This is a genomic window from Methylobacterium sp. 142-1Y (genome assembly GCF_057747795.1).
Map to the genome: position 1 here is coordinate 527,716 of NZ_CM173224.1, position 15,283 is coordinate 542,998.

The following is a 15,283-nucleotide window of genomic DNA, read 5'->3' on the forward strand; positions in this document are numbered from 1 at the left end:
AAAACCCGGACGCGACGAGGCCCCCGATGCTGCTGATCGCCTGCCCTTATTGCGGCAACCGCCCGGAGACCGAGTTCCGCTGCGGCGGACAGGCCCATATCGCCCGGCCCACCGATCCGGGCACGCTCTCCGACGCGCAATGGGCCGAATTCCTGTTCGTGCGGTCCAACCCGCGCGGGGTGCATGCCGAGCGCTGGAACCACGTCCATGGCTGCGGCCGCTGGTTCAACGCGCGGCGCGACACGGTGAGCGACCGCTTCCTCGAGACCTACAAGATGGGCGAGACGCCCGCATCCACCGAAGCGACTTCCACCCAGGCAGAGGCGAGGGCGTGATGGCACAGCCGTTCAGATTGTCCCGCGGCGGTCGCATCGACCGCACGCGCCCGGTCCGCTTCACCTTCAACGGCCGCACGGTCGAGGGCTTCCACGGCGACAGCGTCGCCTCGGCGTTGCTCGCCAACGGCATCCACCTCGTGGGGCGCTCGTTCAAGTATCACCGCCCGCGCGGCATCCTGAGCCATGGCCCCGACGAGCCGAGCGCGCTGCTCTCGGTCGATCGCGGCCCCGGCCGGATCGACCCGAACAACCGCGCCTCGGTGGTCGAGGCCCGCGACGGGCTCAAGACCCTCTCGCAGAACCACTGGCCGTCGCTCGAGCACGACATCGGGGCGGTCAACGACCTGCTCTCGCCGGTCTTCGTCGCCGGCTTCTACTACAAGACCTTCATGTGGCCCCGGAAGTTCTGGGACAAGGTCTACGAGCCGTTCATCCGCGCCGCCGCGGGACTCGGCAAGGCCCCGGCCGTGCCCGATCCCGACCGTTACGCCAACCGTCACGCCCATTGCGACGTGCTGGTGGTCGGCGCCGGTCCCGCGGGCCTCGCCGCGGCGCTCGCCGCCGCCCGCACCGGCAAGCGGGTGATCCTCGCCGACGAGGGGCCGGAGCCTGGCGGCGCGCTCCTGCACGATGTGACTACCGAGATCGACGGTCGTCCGGCCGCCGAGTGGCTGAGCGCGACGCTCTCCGAGCTCGATTCCCGCGAGAACGTCATCCTGCTGCCGCGGACCACGGCGTTCGGCTACTACAACCACAACCACGTTGCGCTCGCCGAGCGGATCACCGACCATCTGCCCAATCCCGGCACGGCGCCGCGCGAGCGGCTGTGGCAGGTCCGGGCCGGCGAGGTGGTGCTGGCCGGCGGTTCCCACGAGCGCCCGCTGGTCTTTGCCGACAACGACCGCCCCGGTATCCTGCTCGCCGAGAGCGTGCGGGTCTTCATCAACCGCTACGGCGTCGCGCCGGGCCGGCGGATCGTCTTCGCGACGAGCGGCGCCTCGGCCTATGCGGCCGCCCTCGACGCCAAGGCGGCGGGGCTCGCCGTGACGCTCGTGGACCTGCGCAGCGACTCCGAATGCGGGCCCGAGCTGGCCCGCCTCAAGGCGGCCGGGGTGGAGGTCCTGACCGGCCACACCGTGATCGGCGCCAAGGGCTCCAAGCGCGTCACCGGCCTGATCGTCGCCCCCGTCGACCGGGCCGGACGCTGCGGCGCCCACCGCGTGCTCGACTGCGACTGCGTCGGCATGTCCGGCGGCTGGACCCCGGCGGTGCACCTGTTCTCGCAATCCCGCGGCAAGCTCGCCTACAATGAGGGTCTCGACGCCTTCCTGCCCGGTACCTCGGCGCAAGCCGAGCGTTCGGCGGGCGCCTCGAAGGGCACCTACGATCTCGCCGCGGTTCTCGCCGAAGGCTTTGCCGCCGGTGCGGAAGCGGCCGGCTCGCAGGAGCGCCAAAACTTCACCGCGAGCCCGACGCTGACCGGCTTCAAGCCGGTGCGCGCCATGCCGACCGATGCCGACCCGACCAAGGTCCGGGCCTTCGTCGACTTCCAGAACGACGTCACCGCCAAGGACATCAAGCTCGCGGTGCGTGAAGGCTTCCACTCGATCGAGCACGTCAAGCGGTACACCACGACCGGCATGGCGACCGACCAGGGCAAGACCTCGAACATGAACGCCCTCGGCATCGTCGCCGGGCAGCTCGACAAGACGCTGCCGGGTGTCGGCACCACGACCTTCCGGCCGCCCTATACCCCGGTGACCTTCGGCACCCTGGTCGGCCCGGCGCGCCACGCGCTGTTCGACCCGATCCGCACGACACCGATCCACGACTGGGCGGAAGAGCACGGCGCGACCTTCGAGAACGTCGCCCTGTGGCGCCGCGCCTGGTACTTCCCCAAGACCGGCGAGGACATCCACGCCGCGGTCGCCCGCGAATGCGAGGCGGTGCGCAAGGGGGTCGGCATCTTCGACGCCTCGACGCTGGGCAAGATCGAGGTGGTCGGCCCGGACGCGGCCGAGTTCATGAACCGGATCTACATCAACCCGTGGCTCAAGCTCGAGGTCGGGCGCTGCCGCTACGGGCTGATGCTGAAGGAGGACGGCTACATCCTCGACGACGGCGTCGTCGCCCGGATCGCGCCGGATTGCTTCCACGTCACCACCACCACCGGCGGCGCGCCCCGCGTGCTCGCCCACATGGAGGATTACCTCCAGACCGAGTGGCCGGACCTCGAGGTCTTCCTGACCTCGACCACCGAGCAATGGGCGGTGATCGCCCTCCAGGGCCCGAAGGCCCGCGAGGTCATCGCCCCCCTCGTCGACGGGATCGACCTGTCGCCGGAGGCTTTTCCCCACATGGCGATGCGGTCGGGCACGATCTGCGGCGTGCCGACCCGGCTGTTCCGGGTCTCGTTCACCGGTGAGCTCGGCTTCGAGATCAACGTCCCGTCCGACCACGCCCGCGCGGTGTGGGAGGCGATCTGGGAGGCCGGGCAGGCCCACGGCATCACCCCCTACGGCACCGAGACGATGCACGTGCTCCGGGCCGAGAAGGGCTACATCATCATCGGCCAGGAGACCGACGGCACGGTCACCCCGGACGATGTCGGCTTGGCCGGCATGATCGCCAAGGCCAAGAAGGACTTCGTCGGCAAGCGCTCGCTGACCCGGCCCGACGTGGTGGCGAGCGGCCGCAAGCAGCTCGTCGGCCTCGTCACCGACGATCCGAAGCTCGTCCTCGACGAGGGCGCGCAGATCGTCGACGATCCGGGCCAGCCGATCCCGATGCGGATGCTCGGCCACGTCACGTCGAGCTACTGGAGCCCGAATTGCGGCCGCTCCATCGCCATGGCCCTGGTGGCGGACGGGCGCGCGCTCCAGGGCCGCCCCCTCCACGTCACCACGCCGGAGGGTTTTGCCCGCGTCACCGTCGTCGATCCGGTCTTCTTCGATCCCAAAGGCGAGCGCATCCATGCTTGAGGCTCTGTACCGCACCGCCCGCGCGCTCCCCCTCGGCCGCGCGCCGGCCTCCGATCCGGCCCGCTCCGGGATCGTCATCAAGCCCGCCGGGGCCGAGGCGCGCTTCGCGCTCCGGGTCCGTGACGCCGGCGCCTCGGCCGCCGGTCTTCCGCTCGACGGACCGATCAACTCGCTGCGGGGCGACGACCGGCGCTGGATCGCCCGTCTCGGGCCCGACGAGTGGCTGATCGGCAGCGACGAAGCGGAAGCCGACCACCTGCCCTCGGCCATCGCGGCCGATCTCGGCGAGCGGGCGCACGCGATCGTCGACGTCTCGCACCGCAATGTCGGCATCGACGTGAGCGGCCCGCTGGCGGCGGCCGTCCTCAATGCCGGCTGCCCGCTCGATCTCGGAGACGCGGCCTTTCCGCCGGGCTCCGCCACCCGCACCCTGTTCGGCAAGGCGGAGATCGTCCTGATCCGTCATGACGGCGCGACGCCGCGCTACCGGGTCGAGTGCTGGCGCTCGTTCGCGACGTATGTCCACGGCCTCCTCGCCGAGGCCTCCCTCGGGGTCGGCGAAACGGCCCGGCGATGATCAGCGCCTTCGATCTGTTCAAGATCGGCATCGGCCCGTCGAGTTCGCACACGATCGGGCCGATGGTGGCGGCGCGCCGCTTCCGCGACCGCGTCGCCCTCCGCACGGACGTGGCGCGGGTGACGGCCGAGATCTTCGGCTCGCTCGCCTGGACCGGGCGGGGTCACGGCACCGATGTCGCGATCGCGCTCGGGCTCCTCGGGCACGACCCGGCGACCATCGACCCCGACCGGGTCGCCGGCTACACGCAAGGGCTGGCCGAGACCGGTCAGACCGGCCTTCCCGGAATCGCCTTCGCGCCGGACAAGGACCTGATCTTCAACTTCAAGGATCTGCTGCCGCGCCACACCAACGGCATGCGGTTCCGTGCCCACGGTTCCGACGGCGCGATCCTCGACGAGGTGGTGTGCTACTCGGTCGGCGGCGGCTTCGTCGAGAGCGAGGGCGAGGCGGTCGATGCCGGCATCGAGGCGGTGGCGGTCCCGCACCCGTTCGACAGCGGCGCCGACCTCCTGGCGATCTGCGCCGCGACCGGACTCACCATCCCGCAGGTGCAGCGGGAGAACGAGCGGGCACTCCGCTCCGATGAAGCGATCGACGCCGGGCTCGACGCGATCCGCGACGCGATGCTCGCCTGCATCGCCCGCGGCCTGCGGATGGACGGGGTGCTGCCCGGCGGCCTCAAGGTGCGCCGCCGCGCCCGGCGCCTGCATGCGACGCTCGACGCGAACCGGCTCTCCAACAGCCGGCCGGCCCACGAGGTGATGGACTGGATCAGCCTGTTCGCGCTGGCGGTCAACGAGGAGAACGCATCGGGCGGCCGGGTCGTCACCGCGCCGACCAACGGGGCGGCGGGCATCGTCCCGGCGGTCCTGCGCTACATCGTCGATTTCTGTCCCGGCTGGAGCGAGGAACGCGGCCGCGACTACCTGCTGGCGGCAGCGGCGATCGGCGGCCTGATCAAGCGCCGCGCCTCGATCTCCGGCGCCGAGGTCGGGTGCCAGGGCGAGGTCGGCTCGGCGGCGGCCATGGCGGCGGCGGGCCTCGCCACGGTGCTCGGCGGCTGCCCGCGCCAGGTGGCGAACGCCGCCGAGATCGCGATGGAGCACCATCTCGGCATGACCTGCGATCCCGTCGGCGGACTGGTCCAGGTGCCCTGCATCGAGCGCAACGCCTTCGGCGCCAACAAGGCGGTCGCCGCCGCCTCTCTGGCGCTCCACGGCGACGGCGTGCATTTCGTCAGCCTCGACCAAGTCATCGAGACGATGCGCCAGACCGGGCACGATATGCAGGACAAGTACAAGGAGACCTCGCTCGGGGGGCTCGCGGTGAACGTGGCGGCGTGCTGACGGGTGTTTTGCGCAATTATAGTATGTCCTCGGCGCAATATTGCGGAGAATCGGAACGGTCCACCGCGCCAGAACCCTCCCCCCTCTGCGGGGGAGGGTGCCCGGCGGAGCCGGGGCAGCGGGACGAAGTCCCGCCGAGAGGGGAACCCGCTTCCGGAAAGGTCGCGACCATGATGACGGGCGCCATACCCAGGATCGTCGCGCTGCCCCTCTCCTGCGAAGGCTAGCGTGTTCACACTTCTCGGTTCGAGAGCTTCTCCCGGTGAAGGTCGCGCGCCTCTCCTCCCCCCGGCGATCCCGGGCTTGCCCGGAATCGCTGCAAGTTGTGGGGAGGAGCTGGAGGTGGGGGTGGTGCCGGATAGAGCGCAGTGGTGCCTTCTGCACCACCCCCACGCGGGATCTTCGATCCCCATAACCCCTCCCCACAAGGGGGAGGGGAAAGCGCTCGAATCTACAATGAGTTAGGCTTCAGAGACGTTGTGTGAACACGCTAGCCCGCGGAGAGGGGAGGGTTCACGCTCTCGGCCGTCGTCCCGCACCGCACGACCTGCCGTGTCATGGGCAGTAGCGACCCGTGGGGGGCGCAGCGGAGCCCGGAACGAGGCAGCGGGTTCGAAATCGTCAAAGACCAACCGAAACAATCGCTCACGCACCGTCGGCGCGCGCCTCCGGCAGGGCGAACGGCGTCACCTCGTGCCCCTCGTCCCGCAGCGCGGTCACCAGGTCGCCCGGGACCAGGTTGAGGGTCCGGGTGCTCACGAGCGGGTGGACGTTGATTCGCACCTCGTCGAGCAGGCTGTCCTGGAGGAAGACTTTCACGCCGCCCGGCGCTGCGTTGAGGGCGGCGAGCGGCGAGACCGCGCCGCTCTCGACGCCGAGCTGCTCGCGCAACGCGTCGGCACTGGCGAAGGACAGCCCGCCCTTCGCGCCCAGCACCGACCGGAACGCCTTGAGGTCGACGGCCGCGTCGTGGTGGAGCGTGACCAGGAAGTAGGTCTTCTTGTTGTCGCGCAGGAAAAGATTCTTGGTATGGGCGCCGGCAATGTCGCCGCAGACCGCCATCATCGCCTCGACCGTCAGGACCGGCGGATGCTCGAACAGCGTGTAGGCGATGCCGCGCTCGCGCAGCCGGACCAGGAGATCGTCGGGAGTCAGGGGCATGGGTTCCTCGCGATGACGGGATGGACGGCGCTCAGCCGCGCGGAGAGCGGGCGGGGGCCACGACGCCGATCCCGCGCAGATAGGCCAAAATCTCCCGTGCCGCCTCGTCCGGGTCGGGATCGACGAGGAGGCGGCCGCTCGCGGCCGATCCGGACTCACCCGTCGCCGCCTTCAGGCGCTCGGCGGCCGAGCCGCCGGTGGGGGCGCCCTTCACCAGCTTGGGGCGGCGGCGGTAGGGCCGCTCCTCGCTCGCGACGGCCGGCACCGGTGTGTCGGCGGCGGCCGGATCGATTGTTCCGAGCGGCTCGATCGCTCCGCGCCGCGCCTGGCCGAAGGCGTAGGCGAGGGGGGGCGGGGCGTCGGGATGCACCGTCGCCACCACGGGGCCGCGCACCACGACGCGCCGCAAGGCGCCGCGGCCGAGGCTCTGGTTGAGGCGCAGGGTGCCGGCCTCCTCGCCCGGCGCAACCGAGACCACGTCGGGGATCAGCGGCCGGTCGAGCAAGGCTGCCAGCGCGTAGGGAAGGATCCCGCTCTCGCCGCCGCCCTGGCCGCGCCGGCCGGCGAGCACGAGGTCGGGCGCCGTGGCGGCGAGCCGGATGGCGAGCGCCGGCACCGGATCGGCGTCCTCGCCGAGCGCGATGTGCTCGATGCGCGGGAGGCCCTGGCCGAGGGCATCGGCAATGGCCGCGGCGTCCGGCCCGGCATGGAGGCCGTAAGGAGCTTCGAGCCCGTCACGCACTCCGTAGGCCTGAGCGAGCCCGGTCGCGATCCGGATCGCCTGCGCCTCGAGCCGCGGCAGCACGACCGCGCCGGAGACCGGGTGGCGGCCGGCGGAGAGAAGCACGGCGATCCTCACGAGTGATCTCCCGCCTCTTGCGCTTCCTGGGCCAGCAGCCGCAGCAGGGCCGGCATGACCGCTTGTGCGTCCTTCACGACCGCGAGCCCCGCCCGCTCGATCATCGCTGCATGCAGGTCGGTATTGACCGCGACCACATGCTCGCAGCCGGCCACGCCCTGGAGGTGCTGCGGCGCGCCGGAGATCCCGAGCGCGAAGTAGCAGGTCGCGGCGAGTACCGTGCCCGAGGCGCCGACCTGGGACTGGCGCGGCATCAGCCCGGCATCGCACAGGACGCGGCTGGCGCCCGGGGTGGCGTGCAGCGCCGCGACGAGCTGCCGGAAGGTGTCGAGGTCGTGGATGCCGTTGCCGGCCGAGACCACGAACTCGGCGAGGCTCAGCGGCACCGTCGCCGGATCGGCCGGGATGCGCTCGGCCGACAGGATGGCGGAGGCCGGTAGGGTCGCCGGGGCGAGGTCGACCGGGAGCGGCCGCGCCTCCCGGGGCGCGCCGGCGTAATCGGCCACCGCGTCCGGCGCCACGCTGGCAAGCAGGCCGGGTGCGGCGCGCTGCTCGACCCGGCGCCCACGGGCCGGGCGTACCAGGCCGTTGGCGGCGACCACCTCGGCATTGTCGAAGAGCGGCGCCCCCATCCGCACCGCGACCCGGCGGGCGAGGTCGCCGCCATCGAGGGATTCGGGGAACAGGACGTGGCGAGGAGAGATGACCGCGAGCGCCGCCGCGACCCGGGCGGCGCGCTGGTCGGGATCGGCCCTGGCCTCGTCGAGGTCGAAATGACGATCGGCGCCGGCCGGCCCGCAGTCGTCGCAGGGCCCGAGCGAGACGACGACCACGCCGCCCTCGCGCCCCGCCAGCGCCCGGGCGGCGCCGAGCACCTGGCGGTCATGGGCCGAGAGGCGGCCCCCGGCAGCATCCGGTACCACCGCGACGAGGAAGGCGGGATCCTCGACCACCAGGATCGTCGGAGCCGCCTCCGCCACCGGACGCTGCCGGGCCTCGGAGACGACCAGCCCCTCGCTGCGGACGATCTGGCCGAGATCGTAGCGCGGGCGGTCCGCGCCGGGGACGCGCTGGCCGGCGCGCTCGGCACGGGGATCGCGGCGCGGGCGCCCGCCCGCGGCCTTCCCCTTGGCCGTCCGGTCGTAGCGGGGCCGGGCAGTGCCGGAAGCGATCCGGATCGCCGCCCGCTCGGCGCGGGGATCGCGACGGGTCCGGGTCATCGTCCTGCCTCCACGGCCTGGAGCAGCAATTCGGCGACGTCGCGCACCTCGGCCTTGCGGTCGGTCACGCCCTCCAGCATCGCGGTGCAGGAGGGGCAGGCCACCGCCACGATGCCCGCACCCGTCTCCGCGGCCTGGGCCATGCGCAGGTCGGGGATGCGCCGCTCGCCCGGGATGTCGCTCACCGGCGCGCCGCCGCCGCCGCCGCAGCACATCGCCCGCTTGCCCGAGCGGGCCATCTCGATCCGGGACAGGCCGACCGCGTCGAGGATCGCGCGGGGAGCCTCGGTCTCGCCGTTGTAGCGGGCGAGGTAACAGGGATCGTGATAGGTCACCGAGAGGTCGGACAGTTTCCGGGGCGCGAGCTTGCCCGCGCGGATCAATTCCAGCAGCAGGGCGGTGTGGTGGACCACCGTATGATGCCCGCCGAAGGCCGGGTATTCGTTGCGGAGCGCATGCAGGGCGTGCGGGTCGGCGGTGACGATGCGGGTGAACCGATACTTCGCCAGCGTCGCGATGTTCTCCCGCGCCAGCGCCTGGAAGGTGGCCTCGTCGCCGAGCCGGCGGGCGAGGTCGCCGGTGTCGCGCTCCTCCGCGCCCAGAACCGCGAAATCGACGCCGGCCCGGCGCAAGAGCCGCACCAGGGCGCGGAGCGTCCGGCCGTAGCGCAGGTCGTAGGCGCCCTCGCCGAGCCAGAGCAGGATGTCGGCCTGGCCTTTGTCGGCCATCAGCGGCAGGTCGAGGCCGGCGGCGAAGTCGGTGCGGGCGGCGAGGGGACGGCCGCCGGGATCGCCGGCCTGGCGCAGCTCGGTCACCGGGCCGATCGCCTTCTCGGGCAACGCCGCGCGCTCCAGGGTCTGGTAGCGGCGCAACGACACCACCGCGTCGACATGCTCGATCATCATCGGGCATTCCTCGACGCAGGCCCGGCAGGTGGTGCAGGACCACAGCGTATCGGGATGGATGCGGGCATCCGGCCCGATCAGCCGGGCGAGGGGGCCGCGCTCGCCTTGCCCCTCGCGACCGCCCGGATAGGGATTGCCGGCATAAGGCGGCTCGGCGGGGTTGAGGCCGGCAACGAGGTCCTGGATCAGCCGCTTGGGGTTGAGGGGCTGCCCGGCGGCGAAGGCCGGGCAGGCGGTCTCGCAGCGGCCGCACGACACGCAGGCATCGTAGGAGAGGAGCCGGTTCCAGGTGAAATCGGCCGGCATCTCGGCGCCGAGCCGCGGGGCCTCGAGATCGAGGGGCTGGAGTGCGGTGTCGGGCCGGCCCTCGAACCGGCCGGGCCGCGGATGGGCGGCGAGATGCAGCGCGCCGGCGACGGCATGGCGCATCGGGCCTTGCCGCACCTCGAAGGCGAGGCCGAGGCCGCCGGCCGCCGCGAGGCCCAAGGTGAAGGGGAGGGCGATCCCGCCGGCACCCAGCGCCAGCAGCAGGGCGGTGAGCGTACCGCCGATTGCGTAGGCGAGGAGCAGGAGGGGCAGGATCTGGAAGCGCCCGGCCGAGAGGCGCTTCTGCTTAGCGGGGTACCGGCGGGCGCCGACGAGGATCGAGCCCGCCGCCGTCACCGCGAAGGCGATCGCCACGAGGAGCCAGTAGGCCCGGGAGCCGGCGAGCGGCGGCAGGATCGCCAGCGCCGTCAGGAGCGAGGCGGCGAGCAGCCCGCCCGCCACGACGGCATGCATCCGCGAGGCATAAGAATCGCGCGCCACGACGTGGTGGACGTCGACGAGGTAGCGGCGCGGGAGCCGCGAGAGGCCGTGGAGCCAGGCCACCGGTGCGGCCGATCCGACCCGCCACAACGCCGCGCGCCGCGAGGCCTGGACGAGAGCGAGCGCCGCCATGGCCCAGATGAGGCCGGGAAACACCGTGGTCAGGGGCATGAAGCTGGTCATGACGGTGGGCCTAAGGGCTTGGCGATAATGTCGAAATCATTCCTGAAGGCAGCCGCGCCCATACCCTCCCCCCTCTGCGGGGGAGGGTGCCCGGCGGAGCCGGGCGGGAGAGGGGACGCCGCTTCCGGATGAAGCGGAAGCGTTCTGAAGGGCGCCACCTGAATCAGCGTCGCGCTGCCCCTCTCCCGGCCCCCCTTTGGGGGCCACCCTCCCCCGCAGAGGGGGGAGGGTAGAGCGTGGCGCTGCCCGAGTTTTAGCGAGTCGCGGGGCTCACAGATCCTTGCACAATCTCAAGGCGTCATAGATCGCCGCATGGATGTTGCGCCCGGCCACCGCGTCGCCGATGCGATACAGCGCGTAGCCCTGGGAGAGGTCGAAGGGCTGCGGCTCGCCGCGCAGCATCGCGTCCTGGTCGGTCTGGCCGCGATTGACCGACGCGCCTTTCAGCCCGTGATAGAGCGCATCGACCGGCAGCGTGCCGTGATCGACCACGATGCGGTCGACGACCCGCTCCTCCTCGGCGTCGGTCATGGTGTTGCGGAGCGCCGCGACGAACCGGTTGCCCTCCGGATAGATCTCGATCAGCTCCATGTTCGGCGTCATCACGACGCCGAGCTTGTAGAGCTCGCGCAGGTGGATCGGCTGGTTGGTGGTGCCGACCTCCTCCGCCACCATGCGGTCATGGGTGGCGACCTCGACGAGGCAGCCGCGCTTGGCGAGCAGCTCCGCGACGGACGAGGCGTTGTGCTGGCCCATCTCGTCGTAGAGCAGGACCGAGCCGGTCGGCTCGACCGCGCCCGACAGCACCTCGGCCGTCGTCACCGCGTGCTGCGCCGCGCCCTTGGCGTGGCCGCGGGATGGCGTGCCGCCGGTCGCCACGATCACGACATCCGGTTTCTCCGCCAGCACCGCGGCTTGCGTCGCCTCGGTGTTGAGCCGGAGATCGACGCCGAGCTTGGTCACCTGCGCGACGAGCCAGCGCGGGATGCCCGACATCGCCTCGCGCCAGCCGGCCTTGGCCGCGAGCCCGATCTGGCCGCCGGCCTGGCCGCTCTTCTCGAACAGCACCACCGCGTGGCCGCGCTCGGCGCAGACCCGGGCCGCCTCGAGCCCGCCGGGCCCGGCGCCGATCACCACGACCCGCCGACGGACATCCGCCTTGCGGATCTCGTGCGGCATGGTGGCTTCGCGGCCGGTCGCGGCGTTCTGGATGCAGAGCGCATCACCGCCGACATAGATCCGGTCGATGCAGTAGCCGGCCCCGACGCATTGGCGGATGTCGTCGGCCCGTCCCTCGGAGAGCTTCTTGACGAGATGCGGGTCGGCGATGTGGGCGCGGGTCATCGCCACCATGTCGACATGGCCCTCGGCCACGGCGCGCGCCGCGGTCGCCAGGTCGGTGACGCGCTGGGCGTGGAAGACCGGAACATCCACTTCGCGCTTGATCGCGCTCGGCAGGAACAGGAACGGGGCCACTGGGAACGACATGTTCGGCAGCGAGATCGCGTGGGCGATGTGGTCGCGCGCCTGGCCGCCGAGCACGTTGAGGAAATCGACGAGGCCGCGCCTGGCGTATTCCGTGGCGATCGTCAGGCACTCCTCGTGGGAGAGCCCGTCGGCGATCATCTCGTCGCCGGACATGCGGATGCCGATGACGTAATCGTCGCCGGCCGCCGCCCGCATCGCCTCCAGCACCTCGATGCCGAAGCGCATCCGGTTCTCCAGGCTGCCGCCATACTTGTCGGTGCGTTGGTTGACCGAAGGCGACCAGAACTGGTCGATCAGGTGGCCGTGGGCGGCCGAGACCTCGCAGCCGTCGAGCCCGCCCTCGCGGCAACGGCGTGCGGCCTCGGCGAAGCTCTTCACCACCCGGGCGATGTCCTCCTCCTCCATCTCCTTGGGGATGGTGCGGGAGGCGGGCTCACGCCGGGGCGAGGGCGAGATCGTCGGCAGCCAATGCTCGGTGTCCCACTTGGTGCGCCGGCCCATATGGGTGAGCTGAATCATCAGCCTTCCGCCATGGGCGTGGACCCGGTCCGAGAATTCCCGGAAATACGGGATCACCGAATCGTCGGCGACCGAGATCTGATTCCAGGGCGCCGCCGGGCTGTCGGGGGCGACCGAGGAGGAGCCGCCGAACATGGTGAGCCCGATGCCGCCCTTCGCCTTCTCGGCGTGGTAGAGCTGGTAGCGCTCCTGGGGCTTGCCGTCGCGGCCGTAGCCGGGAGCGTGGCTCGTCGACATCACCCGGTTGCGGATGGTCAGGCCCTTGATGGTGAGCGGCTTCAGCAGCGCGTCGGCATTGGCGATCACGGGACGACTCCCGAAGGCAAGGGACCAGGGGTATTGGGCCGGGATTCTTGAGAGAGTGGCAGGCCGTCAGCGCTCGACGACGAGGTCGCTCGTCGGCTTGGAGCAGCAGAGCAGGGCCATGCCGGCATCGATCTCGCGCTGGCGGATGCCGCCGGCATGGGTCATCGCGACGGTGCCCTTGGTGACCTTCGACTTGCAGGTGCCGCACAGTCCCTTGGCGCAGGAGGACGGCAGGCGGATGCCGGCCTTGCGGGCGGCGTCGAGGACCGTCGAATCCTCCGGGCATTCGAGCACCCGGCGGGTCTTGGCGAACTCGACCCGGAAGGTGCGTACCGCCGCCGCCGGGGCTTCCTCGGCTTCGGCATCCAGGGCACGGCCGGCCTCCGCCGCCGCCTGCTGCTCGGCCTCCGGCAGGGCGCCGAAGTCGAAGCTCTCCTCGTGGTGGCGGGCCATGTCGAAGCCGGCCTCGCGCAGCATCGCGCGCACGGCGTCCATGTAGGGCTTCGGCCCGCAGACGAAGACCTCGCGCTCGCGGAAGTCCGGGACCGCTTGCGTCAGGATGTCGAGGGAGAGGCGTCCTTTGGGACCCGACCATGCCTCGTCCGGCGCGTCGGCCTCGCAGACCGCGTGAAAGCGGAAGGAGGGATCGAGCCGGGCCATCGTCTCCAGCTCGGCCCGGAACACGATATCGGCCGGGCTGCGGGCGGAATGGACGAAGGCGACGTCGCGGGGCTCACCCAGGTCGTGGAAGGTGCGCGCCATCGCCATCATCGGCGTCACGCCGCTACCGCCGGACAGGAGCAGGTATTTTTGCGCCGGATGGGTGAAGCAGGAAAAATCGCCCATCGGGCCGAGCGCCCGCACGGTGTCGCCGGCCTTCAGGTTGTCGTGCAGCCAGTTCGAGACCGGGCCGCCGGGCACCCGCTTGACGGTGATCGACAGGGCGTGCGGCCGCGTCGGCGCCGAGGAGATCGTGTAGCAGCGATGGATCGTCTCGGCCCCGACCTCGAAGGCGAAGGTCAGGAACTGGCCCGGCGCGTAGGCGAAGCGCCGGGGCTCAGGGGGGCTGAGCACGAAGGTCTTCACGTCGTGCGTCTCCTGGCGCACGGCGAGGCAGACCAGGGCGTCGTCGGCCTCCGCATCCCAGGAGGCTGAGGCCGCGAGGCGCGCGGCGGCCGGTTCGGTGGAGGCCGAATTCATGGCGCTAGCGCCCCAGATGCGCGGCCATGCGGCCGACATACCAGTTGCAGAACTTTTCCACGAGCATCTCGGTGTTCGGCGAGTACGGGCCGGGCTCGTAGGCCGGGCTCGCGACGCCCTGCTGGCAGATGCCGACGAGTTCGCTGTCCTGGTCGTTGGTGGCTTCCCAGACGCCGATCAGGTTGGCGAGGTCGTAATCGACGCCCTCGACCGCATCCTTGTGGACGAGCCACTTGGTGCGCAGGAGCGAGCGCTCGGCATCGAGCGGCAGCACCGAGAAGGTGACGATGTGGTCGCCGAGGAAGTGGTGCCAGGAATTCGGCTGCGTCCAGACCGAGAGGCCGCCGAGCTTAGGCTTGGTGAAGTCCCCGAGGAGCTTCTTGCAGGCGGCCTTGGTGTCGAGGGTGTGGGATTCGCCCTCGCCGTCGAGCGGCAGGCGCTCGGTGCGGAACGCCGTCACCATCGTGTCGAGTTCGTCGATCTCCCGCGACGGCAGGCCTTCGGCCTCCCATTCGCCGTGACGGGTCTTGAGCAGGCAGCCGTAGCGCTCGGCTTCAGCGCGGTCGTGCTCGCCCATCTCCTCGGGCGCGAAACCGAAGCCGTAGGCGAAGAGCGGCACGGTCAGCTCGGGATGGTTGGCCCCGCAATGATAGCACTCGCGGTTGTTCTCCATCGTGAGCTTCCAGTTGCCCGGCTCGATGATGTCCTTCTGGAACGCCACCTTCGTGTCGCGCACGTTGTGCGGCGCGATGTAGGGCCCGAGCCGCGCCGCCATCTCGTCGAAGTCGGACGGGGCCTCCTCGGCAAGGCAGATGAAGAGCAGGCCTTCGAGCGAGCGGAGATGCACGGGCTTCAGGCCGTGGCAGCCCTTTTTGAAATCCGGACCCATATGCTCGGCATGGATCAGTTCGCCGGTGAGGTCGTAGGTCCAGGAATGGTAGCGGCAGACCAGGTTGCCGACCGTCGACTTCTCGTCGTGGACCAGGCGCGCGCCGCGGTGGCGGCAGACGTTGTGGAAGGCGCGGACCTCGTTGTCGTCGTCGCGCACGATCGCCACGGAGGTCTTGCCGATATCGACGACCATCACGTCGCCGGCCTCCGGAACGTCGGGCTCCACGCCCGCATAGATCCAGTGGCGCCCGAAGATGACGTCCATGTCGGCCTCGAAGATCTCGGGGCTGAGATAGAACGGGGCCGGCAGGGTGTAGCCAGGGCGGCGCTCACGCAGGAGGCGCTGCAGCGGGGTCGGCGTCACGTCGAGCATGGGGCCTCGCAAAGCCATATCGAGCGAGGACGACTATCCCCGCCGGACCGGCTCTCCGCTGCCGCGCCAGCGACATTCCGTTGGCTCGCTGCGACGCCCGCCGATCCTCCCCGAAAAGCCCGGTCG

Annotated in this window: 11 protein-coding genes; 4 read left to right on the forward strand and 7 right to left on the reverse strand. The window is 71.1% G+C overall.

Features of this window, described 5'->3' with window-relative positions; all coding sequences use genetic code 11:
- Positions 1 to 26 precede the first annotated feature (26 nt).
- The 4 genes from AC3AOF_RS02415 to AC3AOF_RS02430 are packed head-to-tail and all read left to right on the forward strand — an operon-like array spanning position 27 to position 5,245.
- Positions 27 to 335, forward strand: a complete 309-nt coding sequence (locus AC3AOF_RS02415; RefSeq protein ID WP_488347593.1) for a sarcosine oxidase subunit delta — start codon at positions 27 to 29, stop codon at positions 333 to 335.
- Positions 335 to 3,319 (forward strand): sarcosine oxidase subunit alpha family protein, encoded by a 2,985-nt coding sequence (locus AC3AOF_RS02420; protein ID WP_488347594.1) that lies wholly within the window; start codon positions 335 to 337, stop codon positions 3,317 to 3,319. The genes AC3AOF_RS02415 and AC3AOF_RS02420 overlap by 1 nt, the downstream gene beginning before the upstream one ends.
- Positions 3,312 to 3,896, forward strand: coding sequence for a sarcosine oxidase subunit gamma (locus AC3AOF_RS02425; protein WP_488347595.1), 585 nt, complete (start codon positions 3,312 to 3,314; stop codon positions 3,894 to 3,896). The genes AC3AOF_RS02420 and AC3AOF_RS02425 overlap by 8 nt, the downstream gene beginning before the upstream one ends.
- Positions 3,893 to 5,245, forward strand: coding sequence for an L-serine ammonia-lyase (locus tag AC3AOF_RS02430; protein WP_488347596.1), 1,353 nt, complete (start codon positions 3,893 to 3,895; stop codon positions 5,243 to 5,245). The genes AC3AOF_RS02425 and AC3AOF_RS02430 overlap by 4 nt, the downstream gene beginning before the upstream one ends.
- A 645-nt stretch (positions 5,246 to 5,890) precedes the next feature.
- Here AC3AOF_RS02430 and AC3AOF_RS02435 read toward each other — a convergent pair.
- The 7 genes from AC3AOF_RS02435 to AC3AOF_RS02465 all read right to left on the reverse strand — a co-directional run bounded on the left by AC3AOF_RS02435 (position 5,891) and on the right by AC3AOF_RS02465 (position 15,157).
- The gene (locus AC3AOF_RS02435) at positions 5,891 to 6,406 is read right to left on the reverse strand and encodes a prolyl-tRNA synthetase associated domain-containing protein (RefSeq protein ID WP_488347597.1); all 516 of its coding nucleotides are present in this window, start codon (positions 6,404 to 6,406) and stop codon (positions 5,891 to 5,893) included.
- A gap of 31 nt (positions 6,407 to 6,437) precedes the next feature.
- The gene (locus AC3AOF_RS02440) at positions 6,438 to 7,265 is read right to left on the reverse strand and encodes an adenine nucleotide alpha hydrolase family protein (protein WP_488347598.1); all 828 of its coding nucleotides are present in this window, start codon (positions 7,263 to 7,265) and stop codon (positions 6,438 to 6,440) included.
- Positions 7,262 to 8,485: an electron transfer flavoprotein subunit alpha/FixB family protein gene (locus AC3AOF_RS02445; protein ID WP_488347599.1), complete on the reverse strand. Its 1,224-nt coding sequence runs from the start codon at positions 8,483 to 8,485 to the stop codon at positions 7,262 to 7,264. The genes AC3AOF_RS02440 and AC3AOF_RS02445 overlap by 4 nt, the downstream gene beginning before the upstream one ends.
- Entirely contained in the window at positions 8,482 to 10,380 is a 1,899-nt protein-coding gene (locus AC3AOF_RS02450; RefSeq protein ID WP_488347600.1) for a DUF3483 domain-containing protein, read from the reverse strand. Before AC3AOF_RS02450 ends, AC3AOF_RS02445 begins: the two co-directional genes overlap by 4 nt.
- 270 nt (positions 10,381 to 10,650) lie before the next feature.
- Positions 10,651 to 12,693 (reverse strand): oxidoreductase, encoded by a 2,043-nt coding sequence (locus AC3AOF_RS02455; protein ID WP_488347601.1) that lies wholly within the window; start codon positions 12,691 to 12,693, stop codon positions 10,651 to 10,653.
- 66 nt (positions 12,694 to 12,759) lie between these two features.
- Complete coding sequence (locus AC3AOF_RS02460) at positions 12,760 to 13,893, reverse strand: FAD-binding oxidoreductase (RefSeq protein WP_488347602.1); 1,134 nt, start codon at positions 13,891 to 13,893, stop codon at positions 12,760 to 12,762.
- Between the two features lie 4 nt (positions 13,894 to 13,897).
- Positions 13,898 to 15,157 (reverse strand): aromatic ring-hydroxylating oxygenase subunit alpha, encoded by a 1,260-nt coding sequence (locus AC3AOF_RS02465; protein WP_488347603.1) that lies wholly within the window; start codon positions 15,155 to 15,157, stop codon positions 13,898 to 13,900.
- Between the last annotated feature and the right edge of the window lie 126 nt (positions 15,158 to 15,283).

Bases quoted from the DNA above. Each gene is read 5' to 3' on its own strand.
- AC3AOF_RS02415 (WP_488347593.1), top strand. From the start codon at position 27: ATGCTGCTGATCGCCTGCCCTTATTGCGGCAACCGCCCGGAGACCGAG.
- AC3AOF_RS02420 (WP_488347594.1), top strand. From the start codon at position 335: ATGGCACAGCCGTTCAGATTGTCCCGCGGCGGTCGCATCGACCGCACG.
- AC3AOF_RS02425 (WP_488347595.1), top strand. From the start codon at position 3,312: ATGCTTGAGGCTCTGTACCGCACCGCCCGCGCGCTCCCCCTCGGCCGC.
- AC3AOF_RS02430 (WP_488347596.1), top strand. From the start codon at position 3,893: ATGATCAGCGCCTTCGATCTGTTCAAGATCGGCATCGGCCCGTCGAGT.
- AC3AOF_RS02435 (WP_488347597.1), bottom strand. From the start codon at position 6,406: ATGCCCCTGACTCCCGACGATCTCCTGGTCCGGCTGCGCGAGCGCGGC.
- AC3AOF_RS02445 (WP_488347599.1), bottom strand. From the start codon at position 8,485: ATGACCCGGACCCGTCGCGATCCCCGCGCCGAGCGGGCGGCGATCCGG.
- AC3AOF_RS02450 (WP_488347600.1), bottom strand. From the start codon at position 10,380: ATGACCAGCTTCATGCCCCTGACCACGGTGTTTCCCGGCCTCATCTGG.
- AC3AOF_RS02460 (WP_488347602.1), bottom strand. From the start codon at position 13,893: ATGAATTCGGCCTCCACCGAACCGGCCGCCGCGCGCCTCGCGGCCTCA.
- AC3AOF_RS02465 (WP_488347603.1), bottom strand. From the start codon at position 15,157: ATGCTCGACGTGACGCCGACCCCGCTGCAGCGCCTCCTGCGTGAGCGC.